General features: G+C 41.5%; 17 protein-coding genes. 3 read left to right on the top strand and 14 right to left on the bottom strand.

All coding sequences use genetic code 11. The annotated features are described in order from the left end of the window. Positions 1-82: 82 nt before the first annotated feature. The 8 genes from AAC000_RS00170 to nspC form a co-directional block, all read right to left on the bottom strand. Positions 83-1,528: an NAD-dependent succinate-semialdehyde dehydrogenase gene (locus tag AAC000_RS00170; RefSeq protein WP_339718976.1), complete on the bottom strand. Its 1,446-nt coding sequence runs from the start codon at positions 1,526-1,528 to the stop codon at positions 83-85. Further along, entirely contained in the window at positions 1,525-2,901 is a 1,377-nt protein-coding gene (locus AAC000_RS00165) for a sigma 54-interacting transcriptional regulator (RefSeq protein WP_339718974.1), read from the bottom strand. The genes AAC000_RS00170 and AAC000_RS00165 overlap by 4 nt, the downstream gene beginning before the upstream one ends. Beyond that, positions 2,898-4,280, bottom strand: coding sequence for a hypothetical protein (locus AAC000_RS00160; RefSeq protein ID WP_339718972.1), 1,383 nt, complete (start codon positions 4,278-4,280; stop codon positions 2,898-2,900). The genes AAC000_RS00165 and AAC000_RS00160 overlap by 4 nt, the downstream gene beginning before the upstream one ends. A 31-nt stretch (positions 4,281-4,311) precedes the next feature. After that, positions 4,312-5,463, bottom strand: coding sequence for an iron-containing alcohol dehydrogenase (locus AAC000_RS00155; RefSeq protein WP_339718971.1), 1,152 nt, complete (start codon positions 5,461-5,463; stop codon positions 4,312-4,314). A gap of 487 nt (positions 5,464-5,950) precedes the next feature. After that, positions 5,951-7,357, bottom strand: coding sequence for a M20/M25/M40 family metallo-hydrolase (locus AAC000_RS00150; RefSeq protein WP_339718969.1), 1,407 nt, complete (start codon positions 7,355-7,357; stop codon positions 5,951-5,953). A 124-nt stretch (positions 7,358-7,481) separates the two neighbouring features. Next, on the bottom strand, positions 7,482-7,682 hold the full coding sequence (locus tag AAC000_RS00145; protein WP_339718967.1) for a helix-turn-helix transcriptional regulator: 201 nt from the start codon (positions 7,680-7,682) through the stop codon (positions 7,482-7,484). Continuing rightward, on the bottom strand, positions 7,679-8,101 hold the full coding sequence (locus AAC000_RS00140) for a hypothetical protein (protein WP_339718965.1): 423 nt from the start codon (positions 8,099-8,101) through the stop codon (positions 7,679-7,681). The genes AAC000_RS00145 and AAC000_RS00140 overlap by 4 nt, the downstream gene beginning before the upstream one ends. 111 nt (positions 8,102-8,212) lie before the next feature. Beyond that, entirely contained in the window at positions 8,213-9,352 is a 1,140-nt protein-coding gene (gene nspC, locus AAC000_RS00135; protein WP_339718963.1) for a carboxynorspermidine decarboxylase, read from the bottom strand. A gap of 619 nt (positions 9,353-9,971) precedes the next feature. Between nspC and AAC000_RS00130 the strand changes: the two genes are divergently transcribed. Then, positions 9,972-11,123 carry a serine hydrolase domain-containing protein gene (locus AAC000_RS00130; protein ID WP_339718961.1) on the top strand — a complete coding sequence of 384 codons (1,152 nt, stop codon included), beginning with the start codon at positions 9,972-9,974 and terminating at the stop codon, positions 11,121-11,123. A 219-nt stretch (positions 11,124-11,342) separates the two neighbouring features. Here the strand turns inward: AAC000_RS00130 and AAC000_RS00125 are convergent, their stop codons facing one another. From AAC000_RS00125 to AAC000_RS00110, 4 genes are all read right to left on the bottom strand, one after another. After that, entirely contained in the window at positions 11,343-12,545 is a 1,203-nt protein-coding gene (locus AAC000_RS00125; RefSeq protein ID WP_339718959.1) for a saccharopine dehydrogenase family protein, read from the bottom strand. 114 nt (positions 12,546-12,659) lie between these two features. Further along, entirely contained in the window at positions 12,660-13,202 is a 543-nt protein-coding gene (locus AAC000_RS00120; RefSeq protein ID WP_339718957.1) for an ATP-binding protein, read from the bottom strand. Then, entirely contained in the window at positions 13,199-13,819 is a 621-nt protein-coding gene (gene pnuC, locus AAC000_RS00115; protein ID WP_339718955.1) for a nicotinamide riboside transporter PnuC, read from the bottom strand. Before pnuC ends, AAC000_RS00120 begins: the two co-directional genes overlap by 4 nt. 111 nt (positions 13,820-13,930) lie before the next feature. Beyond that, entirely contained in the window at positions 13,931-14,848 is a 918-nt protein-coding gene (locus AAC000_RS00110) for a pyridoxal-phosphate dependent enzyme (RefSeq protein WP_339718954.1), read from the bottom strand. A gap of 59 nt (positions 14,849-14,907) precedes the next feature. Here AAC000_RS00110 and AAC000_RS00105 point away from each other — a divergent pair, with 59 nt between their 5' ends. Next, positions 14,908-15,294 (top strand): MAPEG family protein, encoded by a 387-nt coding sequence (locus AAC000_RS00105; protein WP_339718953.1) that lies wholly within the window; start codon positions 14,908-14,910, stop codon positions 15,292-15,294. Between the two features lie 246 nt (positions 15,295-15,540). Continuing rightward, complete coding sequence (gene soxR / locus AAC000_RS00100; RefSeq protein WP_339718952.1) at positions 15,541-15,981, top strand: redox-sensitive transcriptional activator SoxR; 441 nt, start codon at positions 15,541-15,543, stop codon at positions 15,979-15,981. Here the strand turns inward: soxR and AAC000_RS00095 are convergent, their stop codons facing one another. Together AAC000_RS00095 and AAC000_RS00090 are read right to left on the bottom strand one after the other, a co-directional pair. Then, a complete protein-coding gene (locus AAC000_RS00095) occupies positions 15,982-16,500 on the bottom strand; it encodes a DUF6436 domain-containing protein (RefSeq protein ID WP_339718951.1) in 519 nt (172 codons plus the stop codon). Positions 16,501-16,503: 3 nt separating this feature from the next. Then, positions 16,504-17,985, bottom strand: coding sequence for a methyl-accepting chemotaxis protein (locus AAC000_RS00090; protein WP_339718949.1), 1,482 nt, complete (start codon positions 17,983-17,985; stop codon positions 16,504-16,506). Positions 17,986-18,328: the final 343 nt, after the last annotated feature.

The raw sequence follows: 18,328 nt of genomic DNA, 5'->3' as shown, positions 1-18,328 counted from the left end.
CCTTTTTCTTCTTGTTATGCCTTTATTGGCAAAGTGTATTCTTTGTACTGATGCACAAAGAGGTAATGCCCACTCATGACGCTCATCGTATGTCATAGCAGACGTATTTCGTTTCTAAGTATTCATCTAATCCTATTCGTCCGCCTTCACGGCCCAAGCCGCTGGCTTTAATGCCACCAAATGGCGCCACAGCAGTTGAAATAATGCCTGTGTTGACGCCCACCATACCCACTTCCAACTGCGCACTAATGTGCTCAATAGTGCGGTGATTTTCACTGAACAAATAAGCAGCTAGACCAAATTGCGTGTCATTTGCCATAGCGATGACATCAGCAATAGTAGAGAAGCGTATAAGTGGCGCTAGTGGGCCGAAGGTTTCCTCTTTAGCGCAGAGCATATTTTGCGTGACATTGAGTAAGACAGTGGGGCTAAACCAGTTCCCTCCTAACTCGAGTACTTCACCGCCAAAAGCAATTGAAGCACCTTTTGACTGTGCATCATTGATATGTTCAGTGACCTTTTTTGCGGCATTTGCATCTATTAAAGGGCCAATATCAGTAGCTGATTCAAGACCATTACCGACCTTTAATTGTGCTACTTTATTTATAAATATTTGAGCAAATTTGTCGTACACAGTCTCATGCACATAAATACGATTAGCACACACGCAAGTTTGCCCTGCATTTCTAAATTTACTTTTAATTAATTCAGTTGCTGCTAGCTGCAGGTCGGCGTCTTCACAAATGATAAATGGTGCATTGCCACCTAACTCAAGGGATAACTTCTTAATGGATGGTGCACAGGCTGCCATTAATTGTGCCCCTACAGCTGTAGATCCTGTAAAGCTTAATTTTTTGACGAGAGGGTTAGCCGTCATTTGTGCACCAATCTTTCTGGCGTCACCACTTATTACATTGATAACTCCATCGGGAACCCCCGCTTCTTGTGCCAAGCCCATTAAAGCAAAGGCAGTCAAAGGTGTTTCTAAGGCAGGCTTTACAACCATAGTGCATCCAGCGGCTAGGGCCGGGGCGACTTTTCGGGTAATCATTGCAGCAGGAAAATTCCAAGGGGTAATTGCCACGCATACCCCTACAGGCTCTTTACTCACATAAAGCTTCTTGGTGGTATCGTCGCTGGGAATAATGTCGCCGTAAATTCGTCTTGCTTCTTCTGCGTACCATTTAATATAACTGGCCGCGTAAAGTACCTCACCTTGGGCTTCATGTAAGGGTTTACCTTGTTCTAGGGTCATAATAGTGGCCAGATCATCCACATGCTTAATAATGAGATCGTGCCATTTAAGCAATATGTCTGACCGCGAGGCGCCACTTAATAACTTCCAAGACCCTAACGCCTGTTGTGCAGCCTCAATAGCTAAAGTGGTTTCAGCTGCTCCCATAAAAGGGACGTGAGTTAATCGCGTACCATCGGCCGGATTAGTCACATCAGCTAATGACCCATGGGATATCCATTGCCCATTGATCAAACATTTATTTTTAAATACTGATAAGGTTTCTAACATCATGATTTGTCACTCCCTGTGGCGAGAAGGCTTTGTCGTTTTTTCACAAGCGTTGACTGGTTAATGCCTAGTGATGCGGCTGCCGCTCGGGTGGAGCCATATAAACTCATTGCATTGTTGATTAATTCTCGCTCCAAATTTGACACTTGTTGCTTAAGGCTGCCGGAAGAATAAGGGTCGCAATGTGTCATTAAAGGTCTGATAGATTCGGGTAAATCGTTAGGCAGTATTTCGGTATGCTCAGTAATTAAAACCAAGCGTTCTGCTAGGTTCATTAATTCGCGAATATTCCCCGGCCATTTATAGTGTAAAAGCACTTCTGAGGTTTCCGGGTGTAAGGTTTTTTGTGTGTTATAGCGTTTCGCATAATGAGTTAAATAATGCTCAAGTAGTGATAGTATTTCGTCTTGACGTTGACGCAAAGGCGGTAAATCAAGGGGCATAATTTGTAGACGATAATACAAGTCTTCTCTAAAACGGCCATCAGCAATGGCTTCTTTCAGATCATGATGTGTCGCGGTAATGAGCCTTATATTGGTGGTTTTAAAGCGTGTAGCACCTAAAGGTAAAAATTTATTTTCTTCAATTACTTTTAGTAATTTAGCTTGTAACGACAAGGGTAAATCACCAATTTCATCAAGAAAAAGTGTGCCACCATTGGCAATATCAAGTAATCCTTCTTTTCCTTTTACCGACGCACCTGTAAAGGCACCCGACGTGTAGCCAAACAACTCAGCTTCTATTAAACCTTCAGGCATGGCGGCACAATTTAAAGAAATAAAAGGCGCTGCAGCACGCAGACTATTGTCATGAATAAACTGCGCCAATAATGTTTTTCCGGTACCGGTTTCCCCTTGAATTAAAATTTTAACGTCTGTGGGGGCGACTTTTTCAGCCAACTTATAACATAAACGTGTATTGGTGCCGGTTAGCACTCCCGCCTTGTCTGTGTGAACATCTACATCTATCCCGTATTCCTTTCTAACGGTTAATATTTGTTCCAACTGTTCTTCAGCATGTTTAGCCCGTAATAGAGCGGTAACGTCACGTACCGAACTAATCACAAATTCAAGTTTGCCATCTTGGTCGAACATGGGATTACCACTGACTACTATTTTTCGGTCACCTTTGATGGTTTGTACACGAGTGATAGGTTGTTGCTCGCGGATCACTTCTAGGGATACTGATTTAGAAATGTAGCCGTCTGTGACTATGTCTTTCATGTGTTTACCTAACACACGATGACGCTGTAAACCGGTGATTCTTTCGTAAGCCTTATTCACCGTTATGGTAATACCCTCACCATCTGTAATGTAAACTCCGTCGGGGAGTGCGTCTAAAACGGGTTGCAAAAGTTTGGCGTTAAGTGATTTCATTGCTCTTCGTCACTCATAGTCGTTGGGTTAAAATTATTGTGGGGATCACCTTTGAAGAAGTTTTTGCCGTAAATCAACAGCACTAATAAAATGCCTACTCCAAAGGCCCAGGTGGCACCTTTAATGACTAAAATAGCGGCGATAATGCCTGCAATGCCCAAATCTCGCTGACTTTTGGCTTCCATCACGCCAATTCTAAAACTCACAAACCCTTGTATTAACAGCGTTAATGCAAGTGCAACACCCAGAATAGGCTGCACTAAACTCACCACAGGTAACAACAGCAAGCCCGAGTTGGTGCCCCATCGGAATGACCCTGAGCCACCGAAAATAGATTGCATTGCTTCTCGACCTTGCTTGTAACGTTCAACAATAACAACATGCATCGCCGCCCATAAGGGTCCGCACATCACAACATCAGGACCAAATATGCTCATGAATACATTTCTACCACCAAAAATCAGATGTGAGCGATTAGGATCATAATCAATTTTTTCATCAGGGCGCTTTTCGTCAGCTTCATCTAAAATGGCTTTGGTTTGCAGTACATCACCAAACAACACTATATAAGCGGCTAGGGCAGTGGGTAGAGCTGTCAGAAACATTGAAGCATCGGGCAAACCTACGCCAAACACAGTGTACTCTTGAAACATCAGCGCGAAATTGGGACTGGTAATACCCCATTCAATATCGGGCCAACTCGCTTCCGACACTAAAGGCGCCAAAATGACGGCCAAAATAATGATAGGGAAGATCCCCAACTTGCCTAAATTGGCCCAAAACGCATTGTGTTGTTTCAGTTGTGCAAAATGCGGAGAAAATATTAAGTAAAATGCCAATCCTACGGCAACTGTGATGGTGATTGGAAATTGCTCGAACCGACCTCCTTCTTTAAATACCACCACTATAGCGGCTAAGCCTGCGCCTATAATCACCCCTGATTTGATCGCTGAAGGGATCAGCCTGACCACCTTTGATGCTAATTTGGTTTGGCCGAGAATAATTGCCAATAACCCAAGCATGATTTGAAACGCAATTAATGCATGTACTCTATCGGTACCTGGATCAAAGGTTTGCACGTATGCGATCAGTAAAGGCACCGCTGGGGTTATCCACCCTGGTACCACGGGATCCCCTAAAATATGGTGAAACAAATATAAAAAGCCATTTATCATCACAATCGCAATCGCCGCTTCAAATGGCATTCCTAATAATTCTACCATCAGTGGAATAGCCGCAAGATCAACGGCGCACATTAGCAATCCTTGCAAATAATCAGGCCACTCGAATCGGTAATGCAAAAAAGGTAAACGTACTTTAAATGGGCCTAAAGGAAAAAAAGTAGTTTCAGTTCCATATTGGTGGTTTTTCCATTTCATGGGTTAGTATTCCAAATAATAAAAGGGTAAATTAATAGGCCGCGTTATAGATGCTTTCAATATCAGACAGGGACAATTTTCTAGGGTTGTTTTTAAGCAAGCGTTCTACTTTAAAGGCTTCTGTGGCGAGTTCAGGAATATCTTCTTCTTTTATGCCAAGTGCGCGCATACCTCGCGGAATACCCACTGTTTCACATAAATCATGCAATTGTTGGATTACCTTGTTGGCAATCGTTTCAGCATCGTCGTTGGGGGTAATGGCTGTCGACAATGCATTTGCCATATCAGTAAAACGTGTCAAACAAACACTCTTGTTCCACTCCATAACATAGGGTAGTAATAATGCGTTACTCACACCATGGGAAATATGGTAGCGCCCACCCAAAGGGTAAGCCAGCGCATGAACCGCGCCTACTCCTGCATTACCAAAGGCCAATCCTGCCATTAAACTGGCAGTAGCCATATTTTCGCGAGCATCAATATCTTGCGGTGAACGATACGCAGTTGGTAAATGATTAATAATCATACCCATGGCTTTGATTGCAAGGGCGTCTGTAATAGGGCTAGAGAAATTTGATAAATAAGATTCTATGGCATGCACTAAGGCGTCTACACCACTTGCTGCGGTAATATGTTGAGGACAACTTAGGGTCATTTCTGGGGCCACAATGGCTAAATCAGGCAATAAAAAATCGCTTACAATTCCTTTTTTAGTTTGCTCTGAAGGCACCGATAAGATCGCAATATTAGTGACTTCCGAGCCCGTCCCAGCGGTTGTGGGTATAGCAATGTGAGGTATGCCTCGTTTTACAACCTTATTTTCACCAAACATCGCACTTAGGGGCTGATTGTTAGCTGCTAAGACGGCTACACATTTGGCAATATCAATTGCACTGCCGCCGCCAACACTAATAATGGCATCATGTGGTTTGGCCTTATATGCAGTAAAACAAAGTTCAACCACATTGTTGTCTGGTTCAGCGGCAACATTGTCAAATATAGAATACTGATATGCTGCGAGTTGAGCCGTAATGAGATCTAAAGTGCCTGAATTTCTGACTCCTTTGTCGGTCACTACCAGTGGATAACGAAAGTTCAGGCTATCAATATGTTCTCTTAGAGTAGAGGAAGCACCTTGACCAGTAATCAGTACATGGGCACTTTTGAAGGACGAAATTTGCATGGGATTCCTCATTTCTATTTAATCATGGAAAGCGACGATTTAACGCTGATTTGCAAAACAGATGCCAACACCAAAATATATTTGTAAACCCAATGTTAATGGCGCTTATCTCTGCCGTTGCTAGTTTGTTAATCACTAAAATGATAATAAAGTGATTCTATTTGGAATCAAGTTGATTAGTATTGGAATCGAAAAATGAGCCTGTCTAGATTATCTGAAAGGGTTTATGGACTGAGCATTTAGGTCAGGCATTGTTAATAACGCTTAAAAGCTGACCTTGCTTGATAACAAACTTTACAGTTTGTCTGTTTTGTGGAGCGTGTTGGATTGATACTGCCAATATATTTTTGGGGTGGTGTCTTTAGTGGATAATCATTTAGGCTGAGGTTTAAAACTGCTGTTAAGTATCAATAATAAGCATACAGGGGATGTTTCCCCTAAAGCTCATAGTTAGCTATAGGGGGCAATAGGTTGATTTCTAAAGACTTTACTTGAACGTTCCAGGCCATTCAGCTGCGATATAAGTAAACACTGTCCAAGCCGCGACATTCTGGCGCATATGTTCAGGGTTGACCTTGTCAAAGGTGTCGTCTGGAGTGTGATGTAAGTCAAAATAGTCAGTGCCGTCTTGCATCAGGTTTAATGCTGGTACACCTAGTGCAGCCAAGGGCATCATATCTGGACCGCCGCTGGTATTGCCACTGCGACGACTGACACCTAGTTCGCCCATCAGTGCTGCCATAGTATCCACAACGTGAAGCGCGTTAGGTGAAATATTATCTGAAGATTGCAGACCATAAACAGGCCCGGCACCAAAGTCAGATTCTGAGCCAATGATATGCTTAGCAATAGTGCCATCTTCTTTTCGTGCCTTGGCATAGGCACGGGCACCGATTAATCCGAGTTCTTCAGCACCCCAAAGGATAACGCGTATGGTGCGTCGAGGGCGCTGTTGAGTGTTGTTTTTAATCAGGGCTGCCGTTGCCATTGCAATTGCAACTCCTGCGCCGTCATCCACTGCGCCTGTGCCTAAGTCCCAGCTATCTAAATGGCCGCCAATTACTACCACTTCGTTAGGATGTTCTCGACCCGTTATTTCGCCTATGACATTTTTGGTGACTATTGCGCCTAGATCTTTAGTTTGAATATTTAGACGAATTTTAGGGTTGTGGCCGTATTCCATTAAACGCATTAATTGATCGGCATCAGGGTTAGATAGAGCAACAGCAGGTACCTTAGTATAACCCATAGCCACATTGGTTGCCCCTGTGTGAGGGTTGCGGTGGTCGTCTGTTCCAATAGACCGAATGAGTATGGCCTCGGCGCCTTTTTGCGCCGCTAACTCATGACCTTTTGAACGGGCGATATTCGCAGGTCCATAACCCCCACCATTTTTAACGCGTTCCATACGATTACTGATGAAGGCAATTTTGCCTTTTAAACTGCCATCAGCGGCTTTCTCTAGATCTGCGTAACTTTCAAAGTGTGCTATTGGTGCTTCTAAGCCACCTTCGGGGGTTGATTTTGAGCGACCTAGGGCGGTGATGGTCATTTTTTGATAGGAAGGGATGAGGATTTCAGCTGTTTCAATACCGCGCACCCAACCATTCATGTTTACATCTTCGGTATATACTTTATCGAATCCCAGTGCTTGTAATTTTTTAATGCCCCATTCAATCCCTGCTTTTTCGCCAGGTGTACCTGGGTGGCGAGCGCCCACTTCTGTGGTCAGGGATTTTAATATTTCGTAAGCATTATCATCTTTGGCAGCTTTATCGCGCAGACTTACAGCCATTTCTTGGGTTTCTTTTGAAACTGGGATAATAGCGTTGCTGGCAAATGTTGGAGTAGTGAGTATAAAGGTGGTTAGGATCAATACTTTAGTTAATTTCAAATTAACTCCTTTGTGTGTCTTTTATTATTTTCTGCAAGTTAATCGCTGAGCATAACCAAAATCGCCGCTAGATCCATCCTTAACTTAACGGCTTACACTAGGTTTTTTTGTTTCTGAATGTGTTTTAGCTTGCGTCTTCATCGATAAATATATCTTCTACACTCAATTTAAATAAGCGAGCAATTTTAAAGGCTAATGGCAAGCTAGGGTCAAATTTGCCTTTTTCGATGGCATTGGCGGTTTGTCGTGACACTGCCAAGGCATTAGCTAAATCGGCCTGAGTCCAGTCGCGTTCAGCTCTCAGTACTTTTAAGCGGTTTTTCATTGGTACTTCCTATTGCCGATTAAAATACTGATGATGTAAGTGAATGCCATGATCATTATTAGGTGGTTAATTTCAGGTTCGAAGCTGATCAATTTGATGTCTTCTAATTGCTCATAGGCAATACCGGCTATTAAACCTACGCCTAAAGTGATCCCCATGGCATCCATAGTAATTTTGCGTTGCAATTCGTCAAGGTTGGCTAGGTGTTTCACGTTTACCATGATCATCGCTAATCCCAATGCCAGATGTGCCATTAATGCAGCAATAGAAAAGGCCACTTGATAATCCCAAATAAATTCTGCACCAAATCTCAGTAGTGCGGTACTGGCCACCCAAGCTAACGTCCATAAAGCTAACTGCTTAATAAAATGGTTGCCCTGTTGTTCACAGTTTGTTTCGTTGTGTTTAATATTATTCATAAGTCAAACTCCTAAGTCATAAAGTAAAATAAGCTTTACTTTTAAGGTGAGTTTAACCTCTAGATAAGTTATGTCAAGTGTATTTTACAAAAAGAATGCTTTACATGACAATTAAGATAGTTTGTTTTTAAAATCTTCATATTCAAACTTGCGTACAAGTTCAAAGCTACCATCCTTGCGAATGATACCAATTGAGGGGTGTTCAACGCCGTTAAAAAAGGTGGTTTTGACCATAGTGTAGTGGATCATATCTTCAAAAATAATTCGTTCACCGATCTGTAATTCGTGATCAAAACTATATAAATCAATAGCATCACCGGTTAAACATGAGTTGCCGCCAAATCGATAAGTAAACGCCTTTTCACCGGCCTTGCCTGCGCCTCGCACATCTGGACGGTAAGGCATTTCTAATACATCTGGCATGTGCGCAGTAGCAGACATATCGACTATGGCTATTTTATCGCGGTTCTCGACTATATCGATCACTTCACAGACCAACGAACCTGTTTGCCATGCTACAGCTGAGCCCGGCTCCAATATAACCTTAAGGTGAGGATGGCGGGTTTTAAATGCTTTTAATGTAGCGATGAGGTGCTCTACGTCATAACCTTGTTTAGTCATTAGATGACCGCCACCAAAGTTGATCCACTTTATTTGAGCAAAGTACTGACTGAATTTCTTTTCTACTGCGAGGATAGTCCTCTCTGTGGCATAAGAGTCACACTCACATAAATTATGAATATGAAATCCTTCTATGCCGTTTAAATCGGCATCGACTAAATCTTTGGCAAGTATTCCAAAACGAGATCCCGGTGCGCTAGGGTCATATAGCTCAGTTTCGGTTTCCCGGTGTTCTACATTTAGACGTATACCCGGCGACACGGTAGAGTTTAAAATTTGCTTTTTATAGCGCTGCCATTGGCCAAGGCTGTTAAAAGAAATATGATCAACTAAATCGACTAATTGATCGATGTCGGTGGGTTTAAATGCTGGCGAAAACGCATGTACCTGTTTACCTATTTCTTCTTTTCCTAGCCTAGCTTCCCATACTGCACTTGCAGTAGAACCTTGTAAGTACTTGCTAACTAAATCAAAAGTGGACCACATAGAAAACCCTTTCAGCGCTAAAATAATCTCCACGCCGCTCTCTTGTTGCACATGCTGCATAAGTTGTAAGTTGGTTTCGAGTTTGTCTTCTTCACACACATAACAAGGTGAGGGGATGGCAGGGTTTAACATTGGGTCGGTCATATTGTCACTACATTCTTGGCACTGATAAGTAAGCCGGTAAGAATATCTCTGACAGTAATAGAGTTAAAGTGAAAACTGTGTATGAATAAATTTAGTTCCTAATTATCTAACTAATTATTAGGTGTTTTTACGGCTTAGTTTTCAATTGCGAAAACCTCTATTTAAAATTTAGTGACCTACTCTGCAAAGCCCCATTTTTCGATGATCAGCTTATACTCGCCATTATTTTTGAATTGCTGAAGACCCAAGCGCAAAGGCTAAGTCGCTTTCCGATCGGCTAAATGTCCGATCGCCATTTCTAAATTGGCATTGAGCGTTTCTATACGCATTAATGAAGTAACGTCCTCAACACTAAACCCCGCGTTCTTAATTTCAAATTGTGCGGTCGTCAAGTTGTCTAATACTAAGTCGGTTCGCCCTTTAAATAGCATTGACCATAATTGTGTTTGACTGCTTAAATCTTCGAGAATTAGTGTTTAAACGGACTTTGTTCGCATTTTAACCTAAGGCTAGGTAAATTTTTGAATATTTGGCATTTCAAAAATCTATACAGGGTGAAATAGTATCAATGCTAATCTTGAATTATTATTTTATGAGAATAACTAAAATGCTAAACCAAATGATAACTAACTTAGTGTTTCTGTGCTGCCTTTTTTGTTTGCACGCCACTGCCCAAACCAAGCCTGATATTGAAGATATTTCTGATGCACGTGCTGCTATGTTGAACGATTCTTTTAAACAGTTAGTTGATAGGCATAAAATTAATACTGCCGGTGTGGCAGTGATTAAAAATCGTAAGGTTATTTGGCAGAATCAATTCGGGTTACAGTCTCCAAACATCCCTGCGTCATCCAGTACACTATTTAACGTTGCGTCACTCACTAAGACTGTAACAGCAGAAACCATTCTACGACTTGTTACCCAGAATAAACTTGCCCTTGATGAACCAGTCGTACCATTTTGGCTAGATCCTGACTTAAAGAGCAATCCAAGTGCCAAGCAGTTAACAGCAAGAATGTTGCTCACCCACACAAGTGGATTTATGAATTGGCGTTATTTTTCTGAGAATAAAAAACTCAGTTTTATCCATCCTCCAGGCTCGAAATTTGGCTATTCAGGAGAAGGATTTGAATATTTAGCAAAATATGCAGAAAACAAGTTAGGCATACCTTTTGAGCAGCTTGTTAAATCAACGGTTTTTAAACCACTTGGCATGAATAACGCTTTTTTAGGTGTATATGAGAAAAACTTTTCGCGCATTGCTAAGTCGCAAGATGAAAATGGAAAAGTTTATAGAGATTACTGCACGCCTTATGGCTATTGCAGTCAGGAAGGAAGTTATTCTGCTGCGGCCAATTTGGTTATCACCGTAGAAGATTATGCCAAGTTCCTAATTTCTTCGATGCAGGGTCAAGGGCTGAGCAGCGAATTAAAAGAAGATAGAAATACAATGCAGGGGATTCAGTTTGATAAAAGTGATATTGATTGCAGCAGCTTACCTCACGTCCTTTGCCCTACTAAACTGGGGTACGGTTTGGGTTGGGGCCTGTCATACCTTGCACATGACAAGTTGATTGGTCATAGAGGCACAAATTGGACTGTGGTATCGATCGCCTATTATTACCAGAACAGTGGTGATGGTTTGATTATTTTTCTAAATGCGCCTAACAAAAGCGGTATGGCAGGGATGATTGATGCACTTTATTTGCTTGATCCTGACTCCCCCGAAATTCACGGTTACAAACTGCGCCTTGCAAGAGCCAACAGATAGCGCGTTTTTTATATGGCTACCGAATCAAAATCGACAACCTATCATACTTGCCCTAGTGAGTTTCCGTGCTTCATTAAATCTTGATGCAAACTTTAGGTATCTTTTGTATTGTATTTAACCAGGCCTAGGTAGCATTTTTCTTTTACAGAATGTGATCATATTAACGGTGTGTCTCATACAATAAATGTTAAAAGCCTCAATCCATCGAGGCTCTAGCTTCTATTGTTTAAAAGGGCTTTGCTCACATTCAATTACATGCCATGGCAAACCATGAATATTCAGCATATCCATAAAGGGGTCTGGATCAAATTGCTCCATATTCCATACACCCGGTTTTTTCCATGTGCCATTTAACATCAATGACGCGCCAATCATGGCGGGAACACCTGTAGTGTAAGACACCGCTTGTGCACCTACTTCTTCATGACATTTGGCATGTTCACAATTGTTGTAAATAAAGATGGTTTTTTCTTTTCCATCTTTTAGGCCTGTGATGTAGGTACCGATACAAGTTTGACCTGTGTAGCCATCAGCCAATGAACCTGGATCTGGCAACACTGCTTTCAAAAACTCTAAAGGTACAATTTGTTGACCTTGGAAGTTAATCGGCTCGATGCTAGTCATGCCTATGCCTTCGAGCACTTTTAGGTGAGTTAAATAGGCGTCACCAAAAGTCATCCAAAAACGTGCACGTTTAAGGGTAGGGAAGTGTTTAACGATAGACTCGAGTTCTTCATGGAACATCAAATAAGAGGCGCGTACACCTATATTTTGGTAATCTAAGTCTTCACGGACACTTAATGGATCGGTTTCTTTCCATTCGCCATTTTCGTAAAAACGTCCACGCTGGGTGATTTCGCGAATATTGATTTCTGGGTTGAAGTTAGTCGCAAAGGCCTGACCGTGATCGCCGCCATTACAATCGACTATGTCTAGGTAATGGATTTCATCAAAGTAGTGCTTAGCTGCGTAAGCCGTGTAAACATTGGTGACACCGGGATCAAACCCACTGCCTAATAATGCCATCAAGCCTGCTTTTTGGAATTTCTCTTGGTACGCCCATTGCCAAGAATATTCGAATTTAGCGACATCTTTGGGTTCATAATTGGCGGTATCTAGGTAGTCTACGCCTGTCTCTAGGCAAGCATCCATAATGGCTAAGTCTTGGTATGGTAAAGCCAAGTTTACCACTAAGTCAGGTTTAACTTGGTTGATGACCGCTGCCACTTCGCTAGCATGATCGGCATCTACAGCAAATACGCCTTTGACTCTGTCTATTCCAACTTCTTTTTGTAGCGCTTCACATTTTGAAACTGTGCGGCTCGCTAAGTAAATTTCATCAAATAGCTCAGGTAAACGAGCACATTTTTTAATGGTCACTGCGGCCACGCCGCCAGCGCCAATTATCAAAACTCGGGACATAGGTTGTTCCTAGTATTCAGGGTTAGGTAATAAAACGTGAATGCTAGCAGTAATTTATTGAGGTGCAAGTTGAATATTGAAAAACTCAGTTGAGCGCCTGAATTTGAGGAGCGTTTAATTGGTACACACTTCCTTGGTTACTAGACTAAGCGCATCAAGCACGGCTTGTTTTCTTTGTAAAATGTCACCGGAAACTTGAATGTGTTTAATGTTATTGTCTTGCAGATATTGGCGGTTAAACGCTTGGAATTCATGGCGATTGGCATCTCCTGAGCGCTCCCAAGTATCGTCGTAAGGAATATCGTCATCACATAACACCACTAAGTCATAACGTTGCCAACACGCATTAGCTAACTTTTCCAACTCTGGAAGGGCAGTTTGGTGGTAATGTAAAGCAAAATGCCAAGTGGTAAATGCACTGGTATCACAGAATAGAAATTTGTTTGCCCGTGATATAGCTTGGTCTTCCCACTGGTTTTGAGTTTTAGCTATATGCAACAGTTGTTCTGGCGTTAATCGTCGGTCTACTTGGTGGGTTATCCAATATTCGCGACCATATTCTGGCACAGTGATTGTTCCCAGTTGATTTGCGAGGATTTCACACAAGCTGGTTTTACCGGTAGACGGGCCTCCTAAAAATACAATTTTTTTAATCACGAAATGCACGAGCCTTTATTAGAATTGAATGAAAAGTGTTTATACCATTGCCATTGGCCGATAATCGCCATAACTAAGAAACAGGCGTATAAAACTGAAGTGGGAAATAAACCCTTTTGCCAATATATTGTCATAGCCACTATGTCTACGATAATCCATACCGCCCAGTTCAATAATTTTTTATGTGACAATAACCATTGTGCTACCAAACTTGCGCAAGTCGTAAAGGCATCAGGGTAGGGGAAGCTGGCATCTGTGTAGTGAGCCATTACCGTACCGAGTAAAGCTGTACTAACAAGAATAGCGAAAACCCAAGAAACATATTCTTTGGTTGTACCTTGGTTGACTATGACGTGGCCCGTTGAGTCTTGTGCATTTTTCCACAGTAGCCAACCGTATATTTGAAAACCAATATAAAATACATGTAGCGCCATGTCTGAATACAGCTTCACATCATAAAATATCCAAGTGTAAATACTGACTTGTACAAAGCCAAAAGCAAAACACCAAATATTACGTTTAATGACCAAATAGACGCAGATAAAGCCTGAGATTGTGGCGACCCATTCATGAGGTGATGCGCCAGCAAAACCTTGCAACCATTCAAGCCAGTTCATAAAAATCCGCAGAATATATTCAAAAGTGTCATCATTGTAGGGAGTTTTGTAAAATTAAAGGAGAGCTAAGTAACAATTTACCGTACCTTTGACGCGTAAAGCAAACAAGACTTACCTAGCGCCCTGTAAACCACCAGTATGTAACGCTAATATACGACTTTTAGCTGGAAAGTAGTCCTTATTAATTAGATCTCGTAACGCGAAAAACAGTTTTCCACTATAGACTGGCTCTATTTCTATTGCGGTTTGTTGATAAAAGTCATCACAAAATTTCCCAAGTTCATGATTAGACTTTGCGTAACCACCAAGATGGTAATTGTGATTAATTTGCCAGTTTTTTGTTTGGTGATCTTTTCCCAATAGATCTGTCACCAGCTGTTCTAAATAGAGTTCCCCCTTGAGCACTGCAATCCCCAATATTTTACAGTCTGGTTGTTTTGTGTGTTTACCTATACCCGAGATTAACCCAGCAAGTGTGCCTCCGCTGGCAACAGGCGCCACAATATAGTCGTAGGCATTACTTAATTCTTCCACAATTTCAGTCACACCCTTTAAGGCTTCTTGCTGAGAACCGCCTTCTGGAATAAGCAAAGCACCGGGGTTTTGTTGCTGCAGCATGAGTAAATAGTCTGGTTCAGTTCGTTTTTGGTAAGTCTTACGGTCAACATATTGAATCGTTGTTTTCCAATTACTTAAATCTTGCAACATAGGGCTAGGGTTGTGTGAATAATCCCCTCTAACAATAGCGGTGAATTGTATGTTGAGTTGCTGACAGCAGTAACCTAAAGCATGTAAATGATTTGAAAACCCGCCTCCAAAACTGATGATGTGTTTTGTGTCAGCGGCTATTGCAGGTGTTAACGCATATTTTAATTTACGCCACTTATTACCCGATATAATTGGGTGTAACATATCGTCACGTTTTACCGTTATTGTTAAGTCATGGGGGAGTGCCCAATCTGGTTGGATAATTGCCTCAGCTGAAGGAGCGACTATATTTAATTGGTTCAACAAATTATTTTTATTCAATCTAGTTCTGTTTTAATCTCTTGGGTTGGATGCTAGCGAGTTAACATTAAAGGTTTACCATGACTATCATAATTATCTGCTTATTTATCGCCACCGCAATGCCCATTATCGCTAAAGCGCCCTTAGCCATAGCCATGAACAAAGCTGGTGGTTATGATAATCGAAACCCTAGGGAGCAACAAAAGTCTTTAACGGGTTTTGGAGCTAGGGCTAAAGCGGCGCACGAAAACTGTTTTGAAGCCTTAATCATGTTTACGCCCGGCGCTTTATTAGTGCTTATAACCAACAATACTGGGCAGTTAGCCGAGTATTTTGCCATAGGATTTGTTGTTTCCAGAATTGTCTATCTATTCGCCTATTACGCCGATAAACATCTGTTGCGTAGCTGCAGTTGGGGCATAGGTTTTATCTCTTCCCTAGCCCTTATTTGTTTAGCCATTCCTTAAGTTAGCTGTTTTGTTCTAATACCTGTCTGCATTATTTTAAATACATAGTGCCATTGTAGGTCTCTAGGGTGATTGCGGTGATGTCTCCAATATTATTTTTGAGTGTATTGATTAGATTTTTCAAACTACTATTCCTCATTACTGATTCTAAATTGATTGATATACATACTAAAACCTCAGGTTAACTTGAGGTAAAGCCTTTTTTTCCTTATATTCGAAGTGCAGGTTTATTGAGGAGTTAAGGGAATGCTAGACGCAAATTTGTCGGTAGGTTATGTGGCTAAACGCACTGGGGTGAAAGTGTCCACTTTGCATTTCTACGAACAAAAAGGCTTAATAAAAAGTTGGCGTAATCAAGGAAATCAAAGACGTTACAAACGTGATGTGTTACGCAGAATTTCAGTGATAAAAGCAGCCCAAAGGTTAGGTATCAGTTTGCAGAGTATTCATCAAACTTTCCTAGGCATGCCAAATGAACGCACTCCTGATAAAAACGACTGGGCACAATTGTCGAAGCGTTGGCAGCAACAACTTGATCAACAAATCAATTCGTTAATTAAGCTTCGAGACTCACTGGATGGATGTATAGGTTGTGGGTGTTTGTCGATGCAAAATTGCCCTATCTATAATCCTGATGACGAATTAGAAGAGTTGGGACCTGGCCCAGTTATTTTAGACAGAAAGTGACTAGGTTTGACAATAGCAGCCTTTTGCATCTGTTATCAGTAGAGTATTTTCAACAGCAGAGCTATTTATTTTCGGAAGAATTGCATCGACTAATCCGGTGCCTTGTAAGCAGCCGTAACCTTCTGAATAAGGGCCCAAATATATCAGCTCTTTTAGCGCTCCAATTATTGCTACTGCTGGCGTAGAAGGAACAAAGCGAGCAAACTCAGGAAGTGCCTTTACATTGATATAAACATTTTGGAAACCGTTAGCAGCCATGTCGTTAGATAAGCGAGCAATGTGGCTTTGCGCTATGGTTTCACAGAAACAGTTGTTGTCAGAAAAATGTATGATCGACTGGGCCTCTAAGGTGTTTTTTTGTTGTAGTTGAGAGATGAAATTCTGCTCAAACTTGACGTCAGTTATTGCTAACGAGAGTTTCGAATCAGGATCAAACTCGTCTAGCTGATTAACCGATAACATCAGTAGCCCAGCCAGACAAGTTAAACCCCACAGAGCCACAATCCATTTTGCAGACAAAACTTATACCGAAAATTGTTGCAATTGATGTTCAAGCTTTTTGCATAACTGGGCCAATTCTATGGCCTCGTTTTTAACGATATTGACGTTGCTTTGTTCCTCAGCTGATAACTCTCGTAATAAGCGAGTAGAATCGTTAATGGATTTTACATTTTTAGATTGTTTGTCGGCAGATGTAGCTACATTGGTTATATTGTCTGATACCAATTGAAAGCTATTGACCACACTATCCATCTTTTCCATGGCGGTGCTTGAAGAGTGAACCGCTTCGTCAACCATAATCACACAGTCATTCATTTGGGCGACTGAAGCATTTGCACTGGTGATTAATCCCACTGTAATTTGTTCTATTTCTTCTGCGCTTTCTTTAGACTTAATGGCCAAGTTTCTCACTTCGTCGGCTACTACAGCAAAACCTCTACCATGCTCTCCCGCTCTAGCAGATTCAATGGCGGCATTTAGCGCCAGCAAATTGGTTTGTTCAGCGACAGATTTAATTGATTGCATCACTTCTGAAATGTTATTGCATTTGTCGCTCAGTGTTTGGATTGCATCTGATGCGACAGTTAAAGTTTGCCTTAATTGGGACACATTTTGGCTAGAACCTGCAATAGACTCTTTGGTTTCTACTGTGCTACTTTTGGCTTTTTCAGCATGCACATTTGACTCTTTGGAGCGTGTGGCAACATCTTCTATTGTATGACTGATTTCTTCTATTGAAGCAGAAATTAACTTTACTTGTTCAGCGCTGAGTGTCACCGATGTATCGAGTGTCCCTGACGACGCATTCACGCGTTGCGCTACCGCTGACACGTTACTGCTGAGTGTATTGGACTCTATAATTAACGATTTAAATGCTTCAATTAGAGACTTAAACTCTTCAATACTTTGAATGTCATGGGGAATTTCAACCTTGAGATTGAGTACGCCTTTTTCATGCATAATGCCTGATACTGACTTATTTAATAAAACTGCTCCTCTCGCTTCAACGAAGCTACTTTGGGCCATGAATCCCAGAATGACACCTTCAGCGACAGCAAATGCTGCGTGAATGGCCAGGATGTAAAATGCGACGCGGCCCTCTTCGAATATCACTAGGCTGCCACCACTACTCTGTACAAAGTAAAAAAGAATATGATGTACAGCAACAGTTGCAGTGCCAACCGCAATTGTTTTCCAATCACGAAAATAAGATAAAAACGCCAACATCACGAACACTTCAAAGTGTAGCTCCGTCATGCCAAAAGCTTGCTGAATATGTAGCGCCGCGAACAGTTGTACTGCAATAGCAAAAGCATAGCGACTGACAGGATTTGTCCCATGGGTATAGCTGAGAATAATAGGCAAAGCCAAAATAGGTAAGCCGAGTAAAAAGGGTTCGAGCCAACTAGTCGTTAGATAAGCGATAAATAACGATATTAGCCATTGAACAACTACAACAATTCTAAAAATTTTATTAGCGCTGTGTAACCAAGGGTAATTCATAAATGCTCCTAGAAAAATTGACCTTTGAGTATTATCGACCTTCTTTATAAATTTAGAATAGTCAATTAGTCGCAGGTATCAATGTAAATAACGCAGCGATGTGGCGACGCTTTGAACTGATTGTTCTAAAAACAACTAATTTGTTGGCAGCAAATGTTTGGCCTAACTAAACAACTGAATCGTAACAACCCCTGTACTACTTGCTTTGCTAGGCAATAGATCAATTTTAAAGTTTAAAAAGTGTGTCACAGAGTAAGTAGTCAGCCTCTATCCATTAAACTCAACGGATAAATTATTAATGATGCGCAACCTTGGAACATTCTCATTCAAATGGAGAGGCATA

It is taken from the genome of uncultured Paraglaciecola sp. (assembly GCF_963977085.1).
In the GTDB taxonomy this organism is placed as follows: Bacteria; Pseudomonadota; Gammaproteobacteria; order Enterobacterales; family Alteromonadaceae; genus Paraglaciecola.
The sequence above is the reverse complement of the archived record's forward strand: the minus strand, read 5'-3'. Positions and strand labels throughout refer to the sequence as shown.